19 protein-coding genes are annotated in these 20,266 nt (G+C 36.5%); 18 read left to right on the top strand and 1 reads right to left on the bottom strand.

Features of this window, described 5'->3' with window-relative positions; all coding sequences use genetic code 11:
* Positions 1-29 precede the first annotated feature (29 nt).
* Complete coding sequence (locus J2Z38_RS01225; RefSeq protein WP_209771460.1) at positions 30-2,924, bottom strand: transglycosylase domain-containing protein; 2,895 nt, start codon at positions 2,922-2,924, stop codon at positions 30-32.
* Positions 2,925-3,040: 116 nt separating this feature from the next.
* On the opposite strand from J2Z38_RS01225, the gene hflX reads away from it, so the two are divergent.
* The 18 genes from hflX to J2Z38_RS01315 all read left to right on the top strand — a co-directional run bounded on the left by hflX (position 3,041) and on the right by J2Z38_RS01315 (position 20,259).
* The gene (gene hflX / locus J2Z38_RS01230) at positions 3,041-4,276 is read left to right on the top strand and encodes a GTPase HflX (RefSeq protein ID WP_209771462.1); all 1,236 of its coding nucleotides are present in this window, start codon (positions 3,041-3,043) and stop codon (positions 4,274-4,276) included.
* On the top strand, positions 4,254-4,898 hold the full coding sequence (locus tag J2Z38_RS01235) for a YigZ family protein (RefSeq protein ID WP_209771464.1): 645 nt from the start codon (positions 4,254-4,256) through the stop codon (positions 4,896-4,898). The genes hflX and J2Z38_RS01235 overlap by 23 nt, the downstream gene beginning before the upstream one ends.
* Before the next feature lie 2 nt (positions 4,899-4,900).
* Positions 4,901-5,632, top strand: a complete 732-nt coding sequence (locus J2Z38_RS01240; protein WP_209771466.1) for a YebC/PmpR family DNA-binding transcriptional regulator — start codon at positions 4,901-4,903, stop codon at positions 5,630-5,632.
* A 1-nt stretch (position 5,633) separates the two neighbouring features.
* Positions 5,634-6,434: a prolipoprotein diacylglyceryl transferase gene (lgt, locus tag J2Z38_RS01245; protein WP_209771468.1), complete on the top strand. Its 801-nt coding sequence runs from the start codon at positions 5,634-5,636 to the stop codon at positions 6,432-6,434.
* A 108-nt stretch (positions 6,435-6,542) separates the two neighbouring features.
* On the top strand, positions 6,543-6,956 hold the full coding sequence (gene mraZ, locus J2Z38_RS01250) for a division/cell wall cluster transcriptional repressor MraZ (protein ID WP_209771470.1): 414 nt from the start codon (positions 6,543-6,545) through the stop codon (positions 6,954-6,956).
* Between the two features lies 1 nt (position 6,957).
* The gene (rsmH, locus tag J2Z38_RS01255; RefSeq protein ID WP_209771472.1) at positions 6,958-7,878 is read left to right on the top strand and encodes a 16S rRNA (cytosine(1402)-N(4))-methyltransferase RsmH; all 921 of its coding nucleotides are present in this window, start codon (positions 6,958-6,960) and stop codon (positions 7,876-7,878) included.
* A gap of 1 nt (position 7,879) precedes the next feature.
* Positions 7,880-8,257, top strand: coding sequence for a hypothetical protein (locus J2Z38_RS01260; RefSeq protein ID WP_209771475.1), 378 nt, complete (start codon positions 7,880-7,882; stop codon positions 8,255-8,257).
* 18 nt (positions 8,258-8,275) lie between these two features.
* Complete coding sequence (gene mraY / locus J2Z38_RS01265) at positions 8,276-9,226, top strand: phospho-N-acetylmuramoyl-pentapeptide-transferase (RefSeq protein WP_209771477.1); 951 nt, start codon at positions 8,276-8,278, stop codon at positions 9,224-9,226.
* Positions 9,223-10,539, top strand: a complete 1,317-nt coding sequence (gene murD / locus J2Z38_RS01270) for a UDP-N-acetylmuramoyl-L-alanine--D-glutamate ligase (protein ID WP_209771479.1) — start codon at positions 9,223-9,225, stop codon at positions 10,537-10,539. The genes mraY and murD overlap by 4 nt, the downstream gene beginning before the upstream one ends.
* Positions 10,536-11,615, top strand: coding sequence for an undecaprenyldiphospho-muramoylpentapeptide beta-N-acetylglucosaminyltransferase (murG, locus tag J2Z38_RS01275; protein WP_209771481.1), 1,080 nt, complete (start codon positions 10,536-10,538; stop codon positions 11,613-11,615). The genes murD and murG overlap by 4 nt, the downstream gene beginning before the upstream one ends.
* Entirely contained in the window at positions 11,616-12,410 is a 795-nt protein-coding gene (locus J2Z38_RS01280) for a cell division protein FtsQ/DivIB (protein ID WP_209771483.1), read from the top strand.
* A gap of 51 nt (positions 12,411-12,461) precedes the next feature.
* Entirely contained in the window at positions 12,462-13,556 is a 1,095-nt protein-coding gene (gene ftsZ, locus J2Z38_RS01285; RefSeq protein WP_209771485.1) for a cell division protein FtsZ, read from the top strand.
* 1 nt (position 13,557) lies between these two features.
* Entirely contained in the window at positions 13,558-14,025 is a 468-nt protein-coding gene (gene nrdR / locus J2Z38_RS01290; RefSeq protein ID WP_209771487.1) for a transcriptional regulator NrdR, read from the top strand.
* 25 nt (positions 14,026-14,050) lie between these two features.
* The gene (locus J2Z38_RS01295; RefSeq protein WP_209771489.1) at positions 14,051-15,370 is read left to right on the top strand and encodes a replication-associated recombination protein A; all 1,320 of its coding nucleotides are present in this window, start codon (positions 14,051-14,053) and stop codon (positions 15,368-15,370) included.
* Positions 15,360-16,748, top strand: a complete 1,389-nt coding sequence (asnS, locus tag J2Z38_RS01300; protein ID WP_209771491.1) for an asparagine--tRNA ligase — start codon at positions 15,360-15,362, stop codon at positions 16,746-16,748. Before J2Z38_RS01295 ends, asnS begins: the two co-directional genes overlap by 11 nt.
* A gap of 8 nt (positions 16,749-16,756) precedes the next feature.
* Positions 16,757-19,159, top strand: coding sequence for a leucine--tRNA ligase (gene leuS, locus J2Z38_RS01305; RefSeq protein ID WP_209771494.1), 2,403 nt, complete (start codon positions 16,757-16,759; stop codon positions 19,157-19,159).
* Positions 19,160-19,318: 159 nt separating this feature from the next.
* A complete protein-coding gene (locus tag J2Z38_RS01310) occupies positions 19,319-19,912 on the top strand; it encodes a TVP38/TMEM64 family protein (RefSeq protein WP_225304667.1) in 594 nt (197 codons plus the stop codon).
* 8 nt (positions 19,913-19,920) lie between these two features.
* On the top strand, positions 19,921-20,259 hold the full coding sequence (locus tag J2Z38_RS01315) for an SdpI family protein (protein ID WP_209771499.1): 339 nt from the start codon (positions 19,921-19,923) through the stop codon (positions 20,257-20,259).
* Positions 20,260-20,266 lie beyond the last annotated feature (7 nt).

Here is a 20,266-nt window from a genome sequence, read left to right on the forward strand (position 1 = left end):
GGCCTGCTTTTGCAGTCCCTTTTTTATATTTACGGTTCTGGGTTTTCTTCTGGAGGACTTTCTTTTTCTTCTCCTTCAGGTTTTTCACCTTTTTCACCTTTTTTATTTTTATCTTTGTCCTTATCCTTATCCTTTTCTTCGTCCTCGTCTTCATCTTTCTCTTCGCCTAGGTCTGAATAGGTTTTTGGCATCCTGTTTGCCCAGTCTCTAGGGTAGATGTTGCCGAAGTTTGCAGGATTATAGTTAGACTTTGGATTTATAAAGGACCTTGTTGTTACGAATTCTTCAGGAGTCTGTTCACTTACTAAGAGGTTGTTCCTAGAATCGACAGTAGCCCATTCGTGTACATCATCTTTTTGAGTTGGTTTGTTGTTTGGTCCAAATATTTCTGTTCTTACAGTTCCCCTAGGATCTGCATATGAAGCTTCTGTTGGAAGCATACCGCTCATGGTATCAACTTCCATAGAGATAATTCCCTTCGGAACATCAAACTTAGCTGGTTCATATCCTTCGAGGATTTTATTATTTATCACATTCCACATGAGGGCTGCACGGTCAGCAGAGTTACCTGTTAGGGAAATATTTTGGTTATCACAACCCATCCAGATTCCAACTGTGTAATAAGGGGTATAGCCCATACACCAAAAGTCGTTATAATCATCTGTTGTACCAGTTTTTGTAGCAAATTCTGTTCCATTTAGGAAGATATTTCCATAAAACTTGCCCGCATCTTCTAGGGCAGAAGTGATTTGATAAGCTGTTTCTGGACTTGTAACCTCGTGAGAAATCTTATCCTTATCTTCAAATAAAACCTTGCCTGTTGAGTCAACTATTTTTGAAAATGTAAGTGGCTCAAGATATTTACCGCCATTTGCAAGGGCTGCGTAGGCACCAGTCATATCTAGGGCTGTAAGGCCGTTTGTCATGGCACCAAGTCCCATAGCTGCGAGGTTTTCGTCGTTGGTTTCCCTGTTTTCATCACTTGTTACAAAGTTATCTTTGCCATTTTCTTTTATAATGCCAAAGTTTTTGAGATATTGTAGGGATGTGTCAATACCAACCTTGTCAAGGGTTGCTACTGCAGTTGTATTTATGGAAAGTTTGAGGGCTTCTCTTAGAGGCTTAACTCCCATAAAGTATCCATAGACGTTGTTTGGCCAAGGCTTGCCATCTTCATCCATCATAAAAGGTACATCATCAAGGCCTGTTGCAAGGTTAAATCCATTGTCAAGGGCTGGGGTATAGGTTGCAAGAGGTTTCATTGATGAACCAGGTTGGCGGGGAACAGATGAGGCCCTGTCTAAGATCCTTTGGCCTTTTTGATCACGTCCACCCATGATTGCCTTGATGTGGCCAGTCTTGTGGTCAATAATTACAGATGATGATTGAGGCTGGATAACCCCTTCTAGGTCCATAGCATAAAAGTCCTTGCTTACAGAAAATGTTCCGTCTTGGTAAGATTTTATGAAGTTTTCGTTTTCATCTAAATAATTTTTGGCAATAACAATATGTTCTTCATCGTCTAGGTAGATATTTTTATTAGAAGAAAGATCAACCATACCAACCCTGTGGGTTCTTAGGTTTTTATTTTCCTCATCTAGGGAATAGTAGTCTCTAAAAACTAGCTTGGTTTGGTCTAGGTAGGCCTTATTTGTAGTTAAAACTAAATTTCCCTTATCATCAAGGTGGGCATCATCGGCTGAAAGCCTGATGTCGTTGTTTTCATTTAGGAAATTATTCCTTGCATAGTAAAGGAGCCTACCGCTTGAATTTACAATATTTCCCCACTTATCATATTTCATGTCAAGGAGGGGAGGAACATTCCAACCAGAAGTATCACCCATGAGGTAGGATGAAAAGTTAGCATATATATCTTCAAGTTTTCTTTGCATTTCTTGGTCAAGGGTTGTTGTAATCTTAAGTCCGCCATAATAAAGCCTGTCCCAAGCTTGGTTTTCACTCATATCTTGAGTTTCCATTAGTTTTGCTACAACTTGCTTTTCAAGAAGGGTGTTGAAATATGATGTAATTTCTGTATTTGCCCTTTCGGCAGGTTCTATTGATTTGGCAATGTCAAAGCTTTTCGCTTCTTCCATTTCCTCTTCGCTAATATAACCAAGCTCTAGCATTTTATCTAGGACATAATTTTCTCTTTTAAGTGGTGCATCATTAAAAACTGCAGAATATTTTGTCCCGTCAATGGTAAATTCTCCAAGAACTCTCTCATCAGTCACTTCACTTGTCTTAATAGCCTTATAGAGAGAATATTCTGATGGAGATTGGACAATACCTGCAAGAGCCGCACATTGGGCAAGGTTTAAGTCCTTTACATCCTTGTTAAAATAAGTATTTGCAGCAGCTTGGACACCGTAGGAATTTTGCCCCATAAAGACCCTATTGAGGTAGGCGCCTAAGATTTCCTCTTTTGAAAGGTGGTCTTCTATCTCAAGGGCTAGGTATATTTCCTTAATCTTTCTTTGGTAGGTTTGGTCGTTTGTAAGGTAGGTATTTCTAGCAAGCTGTTGGGTAATAGTTGACCCACCTCTAACAATGCCGCCTGCCTTGATATTTTCAAACATTGAACCAATTATAGAAATAATATCTATACCCTTATGGTCCTTAAATCTTTCGTCTTCAACAGCTATGAAGGCGTTTTTTAAATTATCTGGTATTTGGTCATAGGGAACTATTTCTCTAAATTGGCTTGTTGCAATTGCATCAACTTCGTTGCCATCTTCGTCAACTACAGTCGAGTTCTGACTCATTTCAAACTTGATTGCATCTGCATCTATTTCTGGTGCAGTCTTCATAACTTCAAGGATTGCTCCTCCGGTTATGCCTGCAAAAACTATCATAATCGACCCTAAAAATAGGATAACTATAAGTAGGAGTTTTAATATGATAGCGAATATTTTTTTAGTCATATGGCCTCCGTTTAATCTTTAAATTTATACTTACTTCTATTTTATCATTTTTTGCGGTTAAGTTCCATCCTTTATTAAATTTTAGATAAAAGTATAATGAAACGGAAAGGATTTTTATGCAAGAAGTTATACAAGTCAACGTCCTAGGAAAGGATGACGACGAAGAAATAAAAATATATGAATTAGAATCCCTGATTAACACTGCAGGTGGAAAGTCTGTTGCCTTTGTAAGCCAAGTGGTAACTAAGGTTAACCCTAGGTTTTATATTGGCAAGGGCAAGCTTGAAGAGATTAGGGATTTGGCAAATAAATTAGAAGTAAAGACCATAATATTTGATGTGGAGCTATCAGCCAGTCAATTATATAACCTAGAAGAAGAGTTAAAACTCAAGGTTGTTGACTGGACATCTTTAATTTTAGATATTTTCGCCCAAAGAGCCCACACCAAGGAAGCAAGGCTTAAGATAAAACTAGCCCAACTTAAATACCAACTACCAAGGATAAATAAGTGGTTTGCATATCTTTCACGTCAGGCAGGGGGCATTGGTACCAGAGGTCCAGGTGAAACCATGCTTGAGACCGATAGGAGGGCTATTGAAAGGGATATCAGGTCCCTAGAAAAAGCCCTTAAGGATGTAGAAAAAACCAAGCGTTTAAATCGTAAATCCAGGGATGGCACTTATAATATTTCCCTAGTTGGTTATACAAATGCCGGCAAGTCTACGATTTTAAATGGAATGATGAAATTATTTGGGTTAGAAAAATATGTTTATTCTGACGATCTTCTTTTCGCAACCTTAGATACGTCAACAAGACGCCTTGATTTTTCAAATACCAAGGTCACCCTTACAGATACAGTTGGTTTTATTGATAACCTATCAAAGGAATTAAATGATTCCTTTCTTACAACTCTAGAAGAAATCAAGTTTGCTGATATGCTCTTAATTGTAATTGATTCTTCAAATAATATAGAAGGGCAAATTTCAACTATAGATAAGTCCCTATCCGAAATTGAGATGGACGATAAGGAAATTATCTACGTTTTCAATAAGATGGATAGGGTCAAGGATGATACGGCGGTTTCTTTGTATAAAAGAGACTATGAGAGGATTTTCATCTCGGCTAAGGATGACAATGACCTTGAGAGTTTAAAAGAGGAGATTGTAAAGGTCATCAAGGAAGATTACAAACAAGTGAGAATGCATATTCCTTTTTCTAAGGGATCAGTCCTTGATTATTTTATGACCAATTACGACATCCTAAAGACAGATTATGATAACGAGGGGACTATTATTGACCTTGAGATAAGTAAGGGAGACTATGGTAAGTATGAATCCTACATCAACAAATGACTACAAGACAATAAAGGGTACTGTGGTTTCAGAGTTTGAGGTTGAAAAATCAGTCTTCATCACAACAGCTAAGTACGTTGAAAGTGAAGAAGAGGCCATAGAATTTATAGAAGAAATTAGGGGAAAATATAAGGATGCAACCCACAATTGCACAGCCTATATAATTAACAAAACCCCAGTAATCAAAAGGTATAACGACGACGGCGAACCCCAAGGTTCTGCAGGACTCCCAATGTTATCAGTCCTTGAAAAAGAGGAAGTCACCAATGTCGCTGTAGTTGTAACAAGGTATTTTGGAGGCAAACTTCTTGGCAAGGGCGGACTTATCCGTGCCTACACCAAGGGAGTGGCAGATACAGTCGGCCCCAATGCCCTTTACAAAAGAGACTATTTGAGAGTAGAATTAATTTTGTCTTATACTATCCTAGGTCAAATCGAAAATTATTTGAACGAAGAAAAGTACCAAGTTATAGACAAGTCTTATACAGATGAAGTTAAAATTGAACTTTACGTAAGAAGTGACAGGTACGAAAAATTTTCCGAAGACCTAATTAATATGACAAGTGCAAATATTATAATAAATAAAAAAGAAGAGCTGATGCTCTATGAAGTAAGGAGTTAAAAATGTCTGGACATAATAAGTGGAGTAAAATCAAAAACAAAAAAGGCAGCGAAGATGCAAAAAAAGGTAAAATATTCACCAAGCACGCTAGAAATATCACTGTAGCAGCTAGGGAAGGTGGACTAGATCCTGAATATAATGCCAGCCTTAAGACTGCAATTGAAATGGCAAAAGCTGATAATATGCCAAATGACAACATAGATAGGGCCATTAAAAAGGCAAGCGGCGAAGCAGGTGGGGATAATTATGAGAGAGTTATCTACGAAGGCTACGGTCCAGGCGGGGTTGCCTTTATAGTTGACTGCCTAACAGATAATAAAAATAGGACTGCCCCTGATATTAGACATATTTTTGATAAGAATGGCGGTAACCTCGGAACAGACGGATCTGTAATGTTCCTTTTTGAAAAAAAGGGAGAAATTATTGTAAACGGCGAAAGTAAGGACCTCGATGATTTTATGATGGATGCCTTAGAAGCAGGAGCAAGCGACATAAAAGAACTTGAAGAAGGTTATTACGAAGCTCTTACAGAAGTGGCAGATTTTAATGATACTCTTGATAAACTAAGGGATATGGGTTATAAGATTGAAAGCGCTAATATTTCTTATCTCGCAAATGAAATTGAAGTAGACCCAAGCCACCACGAAAAACTATTTAAATTAGTGGACGCTCTTGAAGATAATGACGACGTTCAAGAAGTCTACAACAACTGGGCTAGCCCAAGCGAGGACTAGGATGGAATTTGACATAAATAGGGTTGCCTTTACAATATTTGGCTTAGATGTCTATTGGTATGGGATAATAATTGTCACAGGCATCCTTGTTTCAGCGATTTTCGCAAAAAAAGAATTCGAAAGAAGGGGCTATAAGGCAGATATTGTTGACGATATCCTCTTTGCCATCCTTCCTGTAGGAGTAATTGGTGCAAGGATTTGGTATGTGATTTTTGAATGGGACTACTATGGTGCCCACCCAAATGAAATTATTGACATTAGGGGGGGAGGTCTTGCCATCCAAGGAGGGATTATCTTTGGCTTAATCGCCCTATATATATTTAGTAAAAGGCGTGAAATACCAATGATTGACCTTACAGATATACTTTCTCCATCTCTTGCCTTTGCACAGGCGGTTGGACGTTGGGGGAACTTTGCCAACGCCGAAGCCCACGGCTATCCAACAGATCTCCCATGGGGAATTATCATAGATGGGGTCAAGGTCCATCCAACATTTTTTTATGAATCCTTTGGGGACTTTTTGATATTTTTATTCTTGGTTATCTATAGAAAGAAGAATCCGTCTAAGGGTTTTATTTCAGGAATATACTTCCTAGCTTATGGCATTGTGAGATTTTTTGTAGAGGGTTTAAGGACTGATTCCCTATATGTATTTGGCCTAAGAACAGCTCAGCTTGTATCAATTGTATTTATGATTGTAGGAGTTTGTTTATTAATTTATGCCAAGAGGGAAAATCTCCCACCACATTTTTATAAAGAAAAGAAAATGGTTAAAGAAGATAAGATTATCAAATTTAAATAATATAAAGATATCGACCGGTTATAAAAACCGGTCTTTTTGTTTGCTTTTTTCTGCTAAATAGGATAAAATATAATTGAAGTGGAAGATAGTGGTAAAAGGTGGTACGAAATGTTCCTAGGTGAATACATCCATAAATTGGATAACAAGAACAGAATAATGATGCCTAGTGACTTTAGGGAAGGTCTTGACGGATATTTCTACCTAACTAAGGGACCAGAAAAGTCTCTTATTGTTTATACAGAGGAAGAATTTCAGAAAAGATCAGCCGCCCTTGACCAACTAGCTTACGAAAATAAGAAAAATCGTGCTATAAAAAGGCTATTTTTCTCATCCACTGTCAAAGTCAACCTTGATAAGCAAGGGAGGATTTTGATCAACAAATCTTTGAAGGATTATGCCGGAATCTCAGATGAGGCCATGATTATTGGCAATAACACAACCATAGAAATATGGGATAAGGATATCTGGGATGAATATATAAATGAAGTCGAGGTGAATTTGTCCGATATTATGGATGAATAATATGAAATTTGAACATACACCAGTTCTCTATAGGGAATGTATAGAAAATTTAAATATAAAACCTGACGGCATTTATGCAGATTTGACCCTAGGCAAGGGAGGTCATTCTAAATTAATTTTAGAAAATCTTTCCCCAAAGGGACTATTAATAGGCATAGACCAAGACAAAGCTGCCATTGAAGCGGCTTCAGAAAACCTAAAGGACTATGATAACAAGGTATTTTTTAATACTAATTTTGAAAACATAGGCAAGGTTTTAACTGAGGCAGGTTTTAATAAAATTGATGGTGCTCTAATGGACATTGGCGTCAGCTCTTATCAAATAGACAATCCAGAGCGTGGATTTTCCTATATGCACGATGGACCTCTTGATATGAGAATGAATAGGCAAAATGAGTTAACAGCAGAAATAATTGTCAATGAATACTCCCAGGATGAGCTTTCTAGAATATTTTTTGACTACGGCGAGGAAAGATTTTCTAAAGCCATAGCTAGAAATATTGTAAAAGCTCGCGCAAACGAAAGAATTAATACCACTTTCAAACTCCGAAATATTGTTATGAAATCTGCGAGATTTTCAGAAGCCCATCCTGAGAAAAGAGTATTTCAAGCCCTACGAATCGAAGTTAATAGGGAGCTTGATGTCCTAACAAAGGCAATCGACACAATAATAGATTTTATTGATAAAGATGGCAGACTAGCGATAATTACTTTCCATTCTTTAGAAGATAGGATAGTTAAAAATAAATTTAAGGATCTGGCAACAGGGTGTACTTGCCCGCCAGAAATTCCAGTCTGTGTATGTAACCACGAAGCTAAGGTAAAAATTATTACCAAAAAGCCAATTACAGCTAAGGCTGATGAGCTAAAAGCAAATTCTAGGTCAAAACCTGCAAAATTAAGAGTATGTCAAAGGATATGATATGGCTGAACGTTTTGAAAAAAGATTAGTAAAAAATAATAACAAAAATCGTGTCAGACTTAGGGTTAAGGAAAAACCAAAAGTTATGAGGTCATATCAGGTAGATAAGCTTAGAAAAAGAGATAGGAGAGTAAAATACGCCGTTTCTTTTTTGGTATTTGCCTTTATAACTACTTTGGCAACTCTTTTAATTATTAAGAGAAGAAACTTGTCAAATGACAGATTTGAGTATAATAGACTACAGGCAGAAATTGTAAGCTATGAGCTCCAAAGAAATAGACTTCAAGATAATCTTGATGAGGCAATTGACCTAAACAGGATTCAAAGATATGCTATTGAAGAAATGGGCATGGTTTATAAAAATGATAAAAATAATTAACTGCCGTTAGGAATTATTATGGACAATATATATTTAATAACTATTATTGGCATTTTTTTGAGTATGGGACTTGGAAAAGTCATAATTCCCATGCTTAAAAGAAAGAAAATTGGACAAAACATTAGAGAAGTAGGGCCTCAAAGCCATATGGCTAAGGCAGGCACACCTACCATGGGCGGGATTATATTTATAATAGTCGCCTTTGTTTTGAGTCTAATTATCTTACCAAAAAATCTAGAAACTTTGATCTTAGTTATTTCTATGCTGGGATTTGGAGCTATTGGTTTTATTGATGATTTTAGAAAACTTGTTCTCCACCAATCTGAAGGCCTTAAACCTAAACAAAAATTGGTTTTACAATTTGTTTTAGCAGCCTTAATAGCAGTCCTTGCATATTTTAACGACAAAGAATCTATAACAAAACTTTTAATACCATTTACAACTACCTACCTACCAGTGTCAGTCCTTGGATTTCCTATAATGATTTTCATAATTGTAGGAACTTCAAACGCCACAAACCTAACTGACGGTCTTGATGGACTCTTGGTAAGTGTGTCTATTCCGGTTTTTATAAGTCTTGCAATTCTTGCGGGATCTGGGACAAATAAATTGTTTGCTATAATTATGCTAGGTGCGATTCTAGGATTTTTGATCTACAATTCAAACCCAGCTAGCGTTTTTATGGGAGACACTGGATCGATGGCTATTGGTGGAGCTGTAGTGGCCCTTGCCATTAACCTAAAAATTCCAATATATCTTGTGATATTTGGAGGAGTATATGTGATGGAGACCTTATCTGTAATTATCCAGGTAATTTCTTATAGGTATAGGAATAAGAAAAGAGTATTTCTTATGACACCTATCCACCATCATTTTGAATTAAAGGGTTATAAGGAGCAAAAAATTGTAGTAGGATTTATGATTTTGTCTACAATCCTATGTCTAATTACTTTGGTGGCAATACTATGAAAAAAGTTTTAGTTTACGGACTTGGTGTAACAGGAATTTCTTCAGTTAAGGCTTTAGATAAACTGGGTTTCGAAGTTTACACCTATGATAAAAATAAAAAAAATATAAATGAACTTGAGGGCTATAATTATAGCCCTATTTCTGATTCGAATTTTAGCAAATACGATTTTGTTTTAAAATCACCTGGGATCAAGCCCAGTGATGATATCGTGAAAATTTTAGAAAAAGATAATGAAATTATTTCTGACATAGAAGCTAGTCAAAGACTTTTCTCGGAAAAGGAAAAAATTGCAATTACGGGCACAAATGGAAAGACTTCTACAACTTCTATGGTCACTCATATTTTAAATGAGTGTGGCCATCCTGCTTACGCCGTAGGAAATATCGGCGAGGGAATTTTGTGGCAGATGTATGATAAGAAAGGGGTCTTTGTAGAAGAACTCTCTTCCTTCCAGCTTCATGATACACAGACTTATAAACCACACATTGGAGCAATTTTAAACATCAAGGAAGATCACATAGATTGGCATGGATCTTTTGAAGATTATATAAATAGCAAATTAAAACTTGCGGCAAATCAAGATGAAAGAGATTATCTTGTAATAAATCACGAAGATGAAATAAGCCAGAGCCACTTGGAAGATTTTAAGGCTCAAGTTTATGAGTTTTCAAGCCAAAATATTGTAGATAGGGGTCTTTTCCTCGATAACAATAAAATCTGCTTTAGAAATGGCGGTTGCAATATAGGGGAAATCCTTGATGTTAGAGACTTATCTGTAATTGGAAAACACAATTACGAAAATGTTATGGCTGCGATTTTGCTAACTTATTTATATGGCCTAGATTTAGTTGATATTGTCAAGGCAATTAAAACTTTCAAGTCAATTTCTCATAGACTTGAATATGTCAGAACTCTCTCAGGGATTGATTTTTACAATGATTCTAAGGGAACAAATGTGGATAGCTCTGTAAAAGCAATTGAAAGCTTTGATAGACCGATACTTATAATTGCAGGCGGCTATGATAAACATATTGACTACACTGATTTTGTTAAAGCCTTTAAGAAAAATGGCAAGGTCATGGTCTTAATGGGAGCAACTAAGGAAAAATTAAGGACCTTGTGCGAAAAATACCAGATTAAATATATATTAGTAGAAGACATGAAGGAAGCCATTGTTACAGCCTATGAAAACGGCGAGAAGGGCGATGTGGTCTTACTTTCTCCAGCTAGTGCTTCTTGGGATATGTATAAGTCCTACGAGGTAAGGGGAGATGAGTTTAAGGCTCTTGTAAATAGATTGGAAGAAAAATGAGAGTAATACTATCAGGTGGTGGTACGGGTGGACATATTTATCCTGCCATTGCCATTGGACAAAAAATAAGAGAAGAAAATCCAGATAGCCAAATAATTTATGTTGGAATTAAAGGTGGTCCAGAAGAGAAGATTGCCGCAAAAAATGGTTATGAATTTAAGGCAATCGAGGCTATGGGCATTCCTAGAAAAATAAATAAAAGACTTTTTAAAGCCCTAGCTACAAACCTTAAGGGTTTTAAGGAAGCGAAAAAAATCATCAAAGATTTTAAGCCAGACCTTGTTATTGGAACAGGCGGTTATGTTTGCGCACCGATATTATACCAGGCATCTAAGGCGAAAATCGCTTCAATAGTTCATGAATCAAATTCTTACCCAGGTATGGCTTCTAAGTTTTTATCAAAAAAAGTCGACAGGGTTTTAATTTCATATAAGGAAGCTGCCAAACATTTTAAAAACAAGGACAATATAGTAGTTACAGGAAATCCAGTTAGAAATAATTTTGATTTATCATTTACAGATGAAGACCTAAATGAACTAGGCATTGACAAATCTATTCCAGTTGTATTTTCCTTTGGCGGATCAAATGGGTCCTTTGCTTTAAATAAGGCAGTTATTGAAATGAGTGAGGACTTAAATGGAGAATTTTACCTCCTCCACCAAACAGGAAATAGGTTTTACGATGATTTTATAGAAAAAGCTCATAAATCAAAATACCTAAAAGCCTTTGCTTATATTGATAATATTGACCTATTTTACGGGGTTTCGGATTTGGTAATCGCATCGAGCGGAGCTATGAGCCTTGCTGAAATATCATCAGTAGGAAGACCTTCGATTTTAATTCCAAAAGCCTACACAACTGAAAACCACCAGGAATATAATGCCCGTACCTATGTCGACCATGGAGCAAGTTTAATGATTTTAGAAAAAGATTTATCGGGTGCCCTCCTAAAAAAAGAGATTATGAGTATAATAAAAGATAGGGAAAAAATTAAACAAATGGGGGAGAAAGCTTGCGACCTTGCTGATGAAGATGCCTTAGATAAAATTTATCAGCAAATCAAAGAGCTAATATAAATGACAAATAATAACGACGATAGGTTAATAAAAAAAGGATCTAGGGTATTTAATAAAAAGTATATAGCAAAAAAACGTAGCAAGGAAGAAGAAAGAGGAAATTCAAAAATTTTTATTTTTTCCTTGGTTTTAGCTTTTTTACTAGGAGTTTTTTACAATCTCTACACCCACCCTTTTATGAAAATCCAGGATATATACATAAATGGAAATAGGGTCACCGAGGATACTGAGATTATAAAAAAACTCAAGTCGCCTCTAGGTAAAAATATTTTATTATATAATCCAACTAAGTACGAAGATGATATAGAAAATCTAGAATATATAAAAACAGCTAAGGTGAGGAAGGTTTTTCCAAAGATTTTATCAGTTAAGGTAGAAGAAGATTTTCCTATGTTTGTGATTAAAAAATACGGCAAGGAAATCACAGTTACAAACAATGGCTTAGTGACTGATAAAAAACCTTACAGCAAAGAGGCAAGGCTTATAGAAATAAAGACTAAGGGAATTGAAACTACACTTGGACAAAGCTTTACTTCATCTAAGGCAAGTCAAGATTTTATAAAAGAAGTACAAGCTTCCTCTTTGATAGGCAGCATAAGCCAATTAAATTTGGAAAATAAGCTTGATATTGGTATAATGATACAAGATATTGAGGTTAAATTTGGCGATTTAAATAATAGTTCTTATAAAATTAAATTGCTAGAGAAAATTTTACAAGACATTAAAAGCAAGGGACTAGAAGCTGCAAGTATCAACTTAAACAATGGAGATAATCCTCTTGTGGTTGTAAAATAGAAGTCTTTTAGTAATAATCTTAATAAGTAGAAAAAAACAATGGGGGATTTTATGGCAAATATTAACATTGATATGGACAACAACTCTTTAGCTAAGATTAAAGTTATAGGAGTTGGTGGTGGTGGCAACAATGCTATCAGCAGAATGAGAGATAACGGACTATCAGGAGTAGAGTTTTTAGCTCTAAATACAGACCTACAAACTCTTCAAGAATCAAACGCAGATTTAAGACTACAAATTGGTGAAAAACTAACTAGAGGTCTTGGTGCTGGTGCAAATCCAAGTGTTGGAGAAAAAGCAGCAGAAGAATCTAAGGGTGAAATTGAAGAAGCAATCAAGGGCGCTGACATGGTATTTATCACAGCTGGTATGGGCGGTGGAACAGGTACAGGTGCAGCTCCAATTGTAGCTCAAGTTGCTAAGGAAATGGACATCCTAACTGTAGGTGTAGTTACAAAACCATTTACTTTCGAAGGTAGAAAAAGAGCAACTCAAGCAGAAGCAGGTATTGAAAAACTTAAAGAAAATGTAGATACACTAATCACTATTCCAAATGATAGACTTTTACAAATAGTTGAAAAAAGAACATCAATGGTAGAGGCCTTCCAAATGGCTGACCAAGTACTTATGGATGCAGTTAGCGGTATTTCAGAGCTAATCGCAGTACCAAACGTAATCAACCTTGACTTTGCAGACGTTGAATCAATCATGAGCGATCAAGGTATTGCTCACATGGGAATCGGCAGGGCAAGTGGAGAAAATAGAGCTGTTGACGCTGCTAAGGCTGCAGTTAATTCTCCACTTCTTGAAACAAGCATTGACGGAGCAAACGCAGTATTACTTAACGTTACAGCTGCTGAAGTTGGATTAATGGAAGCAAATGAAGCTGCAGAATTAATTAGAGAATCAATTGACTCTGATGCAAACATCATCTTTGGTGTTGGACAAGATGAATCTCTAGGAGATGAAATCAAGATTACTGTTATAGCAACAGGTTTTGACAATAGTTCTAGATCTCGTAGGAATGATAGAAACACTAATAGAGCTGATGAACTAAGAGCTCCACAAAGAAATTCCCAACCTAGCCAACAAAGAAAATCATCAAATCCTTTTGATGATATAGATCTTCCAGACTTCTTAAAATAAGATGAGATGTCCCTATTGCAACTCAACCAATACTAGGGTAGTTGACTCAAGGTCGACTGACGATGACAGGGCCATCCGTAGGAGAAGGCTTTGCGAAGATTGTGACAAGAGATTTTCAACCTACGAAAGGTACGAAGATTCTACAGTCATGATTATAAAAAAGGATAATACTAGAGAAGCCTTTGACCCAAGAAAGGTCATATCAGGGATAGTGAAATCCTGCCAAAAACGTCCAGTATCTATGGATCAAATAGAAGAAGTAGCAAAAAATATCGAAACCAAAGTCAACCACACTGGTAATAAAGAAGTGACCTCAACATATATAGGCGAGCTTGTTATGGATGAGCTAAAAGACCTTGATTCTGTAGCCTATGTCAGATTTGCTTCTGTATATAGGGAATTTAAGGATTTGGAGTCCTTCTATGAGGAGATTATAAATTTAAAAGATGATAAAGGTGCTAATTCTTAGCATCTTTTTTCTTTAAGGAAGAAAAATGGATTTATTTGAACTAAATAGGAAAATTGAAATGGAAAAATCTGCACCTCTTGCAGATAGGCTTAGGCCAAAAAGTCTAGATGCCTACATAGGCCAAGACCACTTGGTAGGAGAGGGCAAAATCATAAGAAGGATGATTAAGGCTGATAGGATTTACTCGATGATTTTTTATGGGCCACCTGGCGTTGGCAAGACAACTCTAGCAAAGATTATCTCAAATTCAACCAACATGGCCTTTGAAGAAGTCTCAGCTGTGGCAAGTGGTATTGCAGACTTAAAGGAAAAAATTCAAATCGCCAAGGATAACCTAGCCTACGAAAATAAAAAAACTATTTTATTTGTTGATGAAATCCATAGGTTTAACAAGAGCCAGCAAGATTATCTGCTTCCATTTGTGGAGGATGCTACAATTATATTAATTGGTGCAACAACGGAAAATCCTTATTTTGAAGTAAACAAGGCCTTGATTTCAAGAATGTATGTCTTTGAATTAAAAGAACTTACAGAAAAAAACCTTAGTGATTTGATTGACCTTGCCCTAAATACTGATGAGGTTTTAAAAAATAAAAATATAAACCTAAGCCAATCTGCGAGGGATAAATTAATAAAATATTCAAATGGTGATTCGAGAGCCCTTTTAAATGCCTTAGAAATCGCCATATTTTCAGAAAATGAAAAAGATGGTAGAATAGAAATAGACTCTGAAACTATAGAGAATTCTACAAGTAAAAAAATTGCTGTATATGATAAAAATGGTGATAGGCACTATGATACCATATCGGCCTTTATCAAGTCGATGAGAGGTTCTGATATAGATGCGAGTTTGTATTATTTGGCAAAGATGCTAGTTTCTGGAGAAGATATAAAATTTATAGCAAGAAGGATGATAATTTTTGCGGCAGAGGATATATCAAACGCTGATCCCTATGCCTTAGTTTTGGCTAATTCGACTTTTGAGGCTGTAAATAAGATAGGCATGCCTGAAGCAAGGATAATTCTTGCCCAAACCGTGACCTACCTAGCGGCAGCGGTCAAGTCAAATTCTACCTATCTTGCAATAGATAAGGCCCTCGATTTTGTAAGGACAAATCTGGATAAGACCGTACCAAACAAATTAAAGGATAGCCATTACGCTGGAAGCAAAAATCTGATTACAGAAGAATACTTATACCCTCATGATCACGGTGGTTATGTAGATACAAATTATTTGCCAGATGATTTCGCTGGTGAAAAATTTTACCAGGCAAAATATTTAGGCTATGAAAAAGAAATGATTGAAAGATTAGAAAAAATAAAGGAAGGCAAAAATGAAGATTAGAGAATTAATGAGACAAGCTGATAAGTTTGTTGATAAGGAAGTAAAAATCGAAGGTTGGATAAGAAACTCAAGATTTAGCAAAAACGTAGGTTTTATCGATCTAAATGATGGTTCTACTTTTAAGAACCTACAAGTTGTAGTTGGAAAAGAAATCGAAAACTATGACGAACTTGATAAACAACACCTATCTGCATCTTTATGTGTAGAAGGAAAATTTGTTGGGACAGGTAATAACAAAAATCCTTACGAAATCCAAGCAAGTAAGGTCACCGTTTTAGGCGAATCATCAGAAAAATTCCCAATTCAAAAACAAAGACAAACCTTTGAATTTATGAGAACTATCCCACACCTTAGACCAAGAACAAATACCTACAGGGCTGTTTTTAGACTTCGTTCAATCCTAGCTTTTGGTCTTCATAAGTTCTTCCAAGAAAGAGACTTTGTTTATGTAAACCCACCAATCATCACAGCAAGCGATGCTGAAGGTGCAGGCGAGATGTTTAACGTAACAACAATCGACCCTAACGACCCACCAAGAAGAGATGACGGAAAAGTCGATTACACCAAAGATTTCTTTAGCAAAAAATCATATATGACCGTATCTGGCCAACTTGAAGCAGAAGACTATGCCCTTGCATTTGGTAATGTATATACTTTCGGTCCTACCTTTAGGGCAGAAGTTTCAAACACACCAAGACATGCTGCAGAATTCTGGATGCTAGAGCCTGAAATGGCATTTGCAGACTACAATGTTTGCATGGATACAGCTGAAGATATGATAAAATATGCCATTGACTTTATCCTAGAAAATGCCAAAGACGAAATTGAATTTTTCAACCAATGGATAGACAAGGGCTTAATTGAAAGACTAACAAAGCTTCGTGATTCTGAATTTGCAAGAATTACCTATACAAAGGCAATCGAATTACTAAAAGAATCTGGCGAAAAATTTGAATTCCCAGTTGAATGGGGCATGGATCTACAAACCGAACACGAAAGATACCTTTCAGAAAAAATCGTAGGTGGTCCAGTATTTGTAACAGATTATCCAAAAGACATCAAGGCTTTCTATATGAAGAGAAACGACGACGGCAAAACTGTTGCAGCCTTTGATATGCTTGTGCCAGGTGTTGGAGAATTAATCGGTGGTTCTCAAAGGGAAGAAAGATACGACGAGCTTGTAAAATCTATGATTGATAACGGCTTAAAGCCAGAAGAATACCAAAACTACCTTGACCTAAGAAGATTTGGTACAGTTGTCCACTCAGGATACGGCCTAGGTTTTGAAAGAGCCATGATGTATGTGACAGGCATGAAAAACATCAGAGACGTAATAGCCTACCCTAGGTATGTAAACGCCTTTGCAAGGGAAAATTAGGAGGAAAGATGAGGGAATATAATCCAAATGCCATTGAGAAAAAATGGCAAAAAATATGGAAAGAAGAAAAAACTTTTAAGTCTGAAATAGACCCTAATAAAAAGAAATTTTACCCACTTGTAGAATTTCCATATCCATCAGGCCAAGGCCTTCACGTTGGCCACCCACGTCCATACACAGCTATAGACGTAGTTGCCCGTAAGAGAAGACTTGAGGGTGAAAATGTAATCTATACCATGGGTTGGGATGCCTTTGGTCTACCTGCTGAAAACTATGCTATAGCAAATAAAATCCACCCTGCTATCATTACAGAAAAAAACATCGACCACTTTAGGGGACAAATGGAATCTATTGGTTTCTCATTCGATTGGGATAGGGAAATCAATACAACAGATCCAGAATATTATAAGTGGACCCAATGGATTTTCCTACAAATGTATAAGATGGGTCTTGCCTATAAGTCTGAAACATCAGTAAACTGGTGTCCATCTTGTCTTGTTGGTCTTGCAAACGAAGAAGTCGTTGACGGCAAGTGTGAAAGATGTGGGGCAGATGTTGAGCATAAGCTTAAAAACCAATGGATGCTAAAGATAACTGCCTATGCCGATAGGCTAATCGATGACCTTGAAGGAGTTGATTTTGAAGACAGGATAAAGACTAGCCAAATCAACTGGATTGGTAGAAGCCACGGTGCAGATGTTAATTTCAAAATCAAGGGCAAGGAAGAAAAGCTAACAGTTTACACAACCAGACCTGACACAATTTTTGGTGTATCTTACATGGTTGTATCTCCTGAACACCCAATCCTTGAAAAATATAAAGATGAAATTAAAAACTACGATGCAATTGTAGAATATCAACACCAAGCAAGTCTTAAATCTGACTTTGAAAGATCAGAATTAAATAAGGATAAGACAGGTGTAATGATTGATGGTCTATCCGCAATTAATCCCCTAAATGAAAAAGAAATTCCAATTTGGGTTTCTGACTATGTTTTAATGGGTTATGGTACAGGTGCTATCATGGCAGTTCCTGCTCACGATGAACGTGACTTTGAATTTGCTAAGAAATTTGATATGCCAATCGTCCGTGTATATGACTCAGAAGAAGACCTTCCTGTGACTGACATTGAAAAAGGAATTTCAATTAATTCTGATTTCCTAAATGGACTTACTGCAAGCGAGGCAAAGAAAAAAGCCATTGAATATATAGAAGAAAAGGGTCTTGGCAAAGCAAAAACAAACTTCAAACTCCGTGACTGGGTATTTTCTAGACAAAGATATTGGGGTGAGCCAATTCCAATGGTTTACTGTGATGACTGCGGTTGGGTGCCAGTAGATGAAAAAGACCTACCAGTAAAATTACCTGAAATTGAGTCTTACACACCAACAGCCACAGGTGAATCTCCACTTGCAAAGATTGACGAATTTGTAAATACAACCTGTCCTCACTGCGGAAAACCTGCAAAAAGAGAGACAGATACCATGCCACAATGGGCAGGATCTTCTTGGTACTACCTAAGATATGTAGACCCACATAATAAAGAAGCTCTTGCAAGCAAGGAAGCCCTTGATTATTACACACCTGTTGATTGGTACAATGGGGGAATGGAACATACTACTCTCCACTTACTCTATTCAAGATTTTGGCACAAGGTCCTATACGACATTGGAGTAGTTCCAACAAAAGAGCCTTATATGAAGAGGACAAGCCACGGTATGATTCTAGGTCCTGATGGCCAAAAGATGAGTAAATCTCGTGGTAATGTAATTAATCCAGATGATATCATCAGAGATTTTGGTGCAGATACACTTAGGACTTATGAAATGTTCATGGGAGACTTCTCGTCAGTTGCAAAATGGTCAGATGAGGGAGTCAAGGGCTGTAGAAAATATCTTGAAAGAGTTTATAACCTTCTAGACCTAGTGGAAGATGGGGATGATTATTCTAAAGAATTAGAAATCCTAACAAACCAAACAATTAAAAAGGTAAGCGAAGATTACGAAAACCTTAAGTTTAACACAGCCATAGCTCAACTTATGACCCTTTCAAATGAGATGAGAGCTCTTGGAAAAATTACTAAAAAAGATTTCAAGACCTACATTACTTTATTAAATCCAGTAGCTCCTCACCTAACAGAAGAGCTTTGGGAAATGGCAGGCTTTGAAGGAAGGCTAACAGACACAAGCTGGCCAAGCTTTGATGAAAACAAGCTAAGTCTTGATACAGTAGACCTACCAGTTCAAGTTAATGGTAAGATGCGTGGAAAGATTACAATATCAAAAACAGCTACACAAATCGAAGCCCTAGCCCTTGCCAACCTTGATAAGAATGTAAATACCTACATCAAAGACAAAGAACTTAGGAAGGTAATCTACGTTCCAGGCAAAATTTTAAATATAGTTGTATAAAAAAATAAAATCCATTGACCGAGTCTGGTCTTTGGATTTTTTTGTAGAATTTCTATTTTTATCAAATATTCACAAAAGTATGGTATTATAATCTAGTAATTGACAGATAGTAAAGATAAGTGTATGATAGCACTACATACATCATACAGTGGAGTAAATATGGAAAAGTTCGTAAAAGATCAAATTTTTAATATAATAGGGGCAATCCTCTTAATATTAGGTATTGTCCTGGGCTTTGTAGGCTTCCACAAGGGATATTTTAATTCACTTGATACTTTTAGGGAATTAATTTTGGCCAAGGGAGCTTGGGCACCCCTTGTTTTTATGGGCCTGCAAATTGTTCAAATAATTGTGCCGGTTATACCAGGCGGTCTTACCTGTGTTGCAGGAGTGGTGATTTTTGGTGCATTTTGGGGATTTATTTATAACTACATATCAATATGCCTAGGATCTATACTTGTGTTTTTCATTTCTAGGACCTTTGGTAGGTCTATTGTAATTAGGATTTTTGGCGAAGAACTTTATGATAAATACAAGGGAAAACTAAATGAAGATAGGTACGACAAGTTTTTTGCCCTTGCGATTTTCTTGCCAGTTGCACCAGATGACTTTCTTTGCTACCTAACAGGTCTTACTGAAATGTCGGTAAGGAAATTTGTTGCAATCATTCTTCTTTGCAAGCCACTTAGTATTTTTGCCTATTCAATGGCCTGGGCCCTTGGTCTTGACTTTTTAATTAAAAAATATTTATAGGAGGAATAATGAAATTTGAAGACTATATAATATTTTCATTTCCAGCCTATTTTGTAATTGTTGGTTTTATTTCAAACATGATTAAGGATAAGCCCATTGATAAAAAATACGGCTATAGGACTGAACTTTCAATGAAGTCCAAGCAAAACTGGTATTTTGCAAATGATTTTATGGCCAAAGGCTCCTTCGCCCTTGCTTTTATCTTTATGGTTTTGGGTTTGGTCTTGAATAATTTTGTCGATATGACCAGGTATAGAAGAATTTTATTTATTATAATAGAATTTATGTCCTATGTAATTTTAGGAATTACGCTTGAAAATAGGCTTAAGACAGCCCACAAAAAATAGGAGGAAA

Origin of the sequence: Anaerococcus degeneri, from assembly GCF_017874475.1 — a bacterium.
GTDB classification, from domain to species: Bacteria; Bacillota; Clostridia; order Tissierellales; family Peptoniphilaceae; genus Anaerococcus; species Anaerococcus degeneri.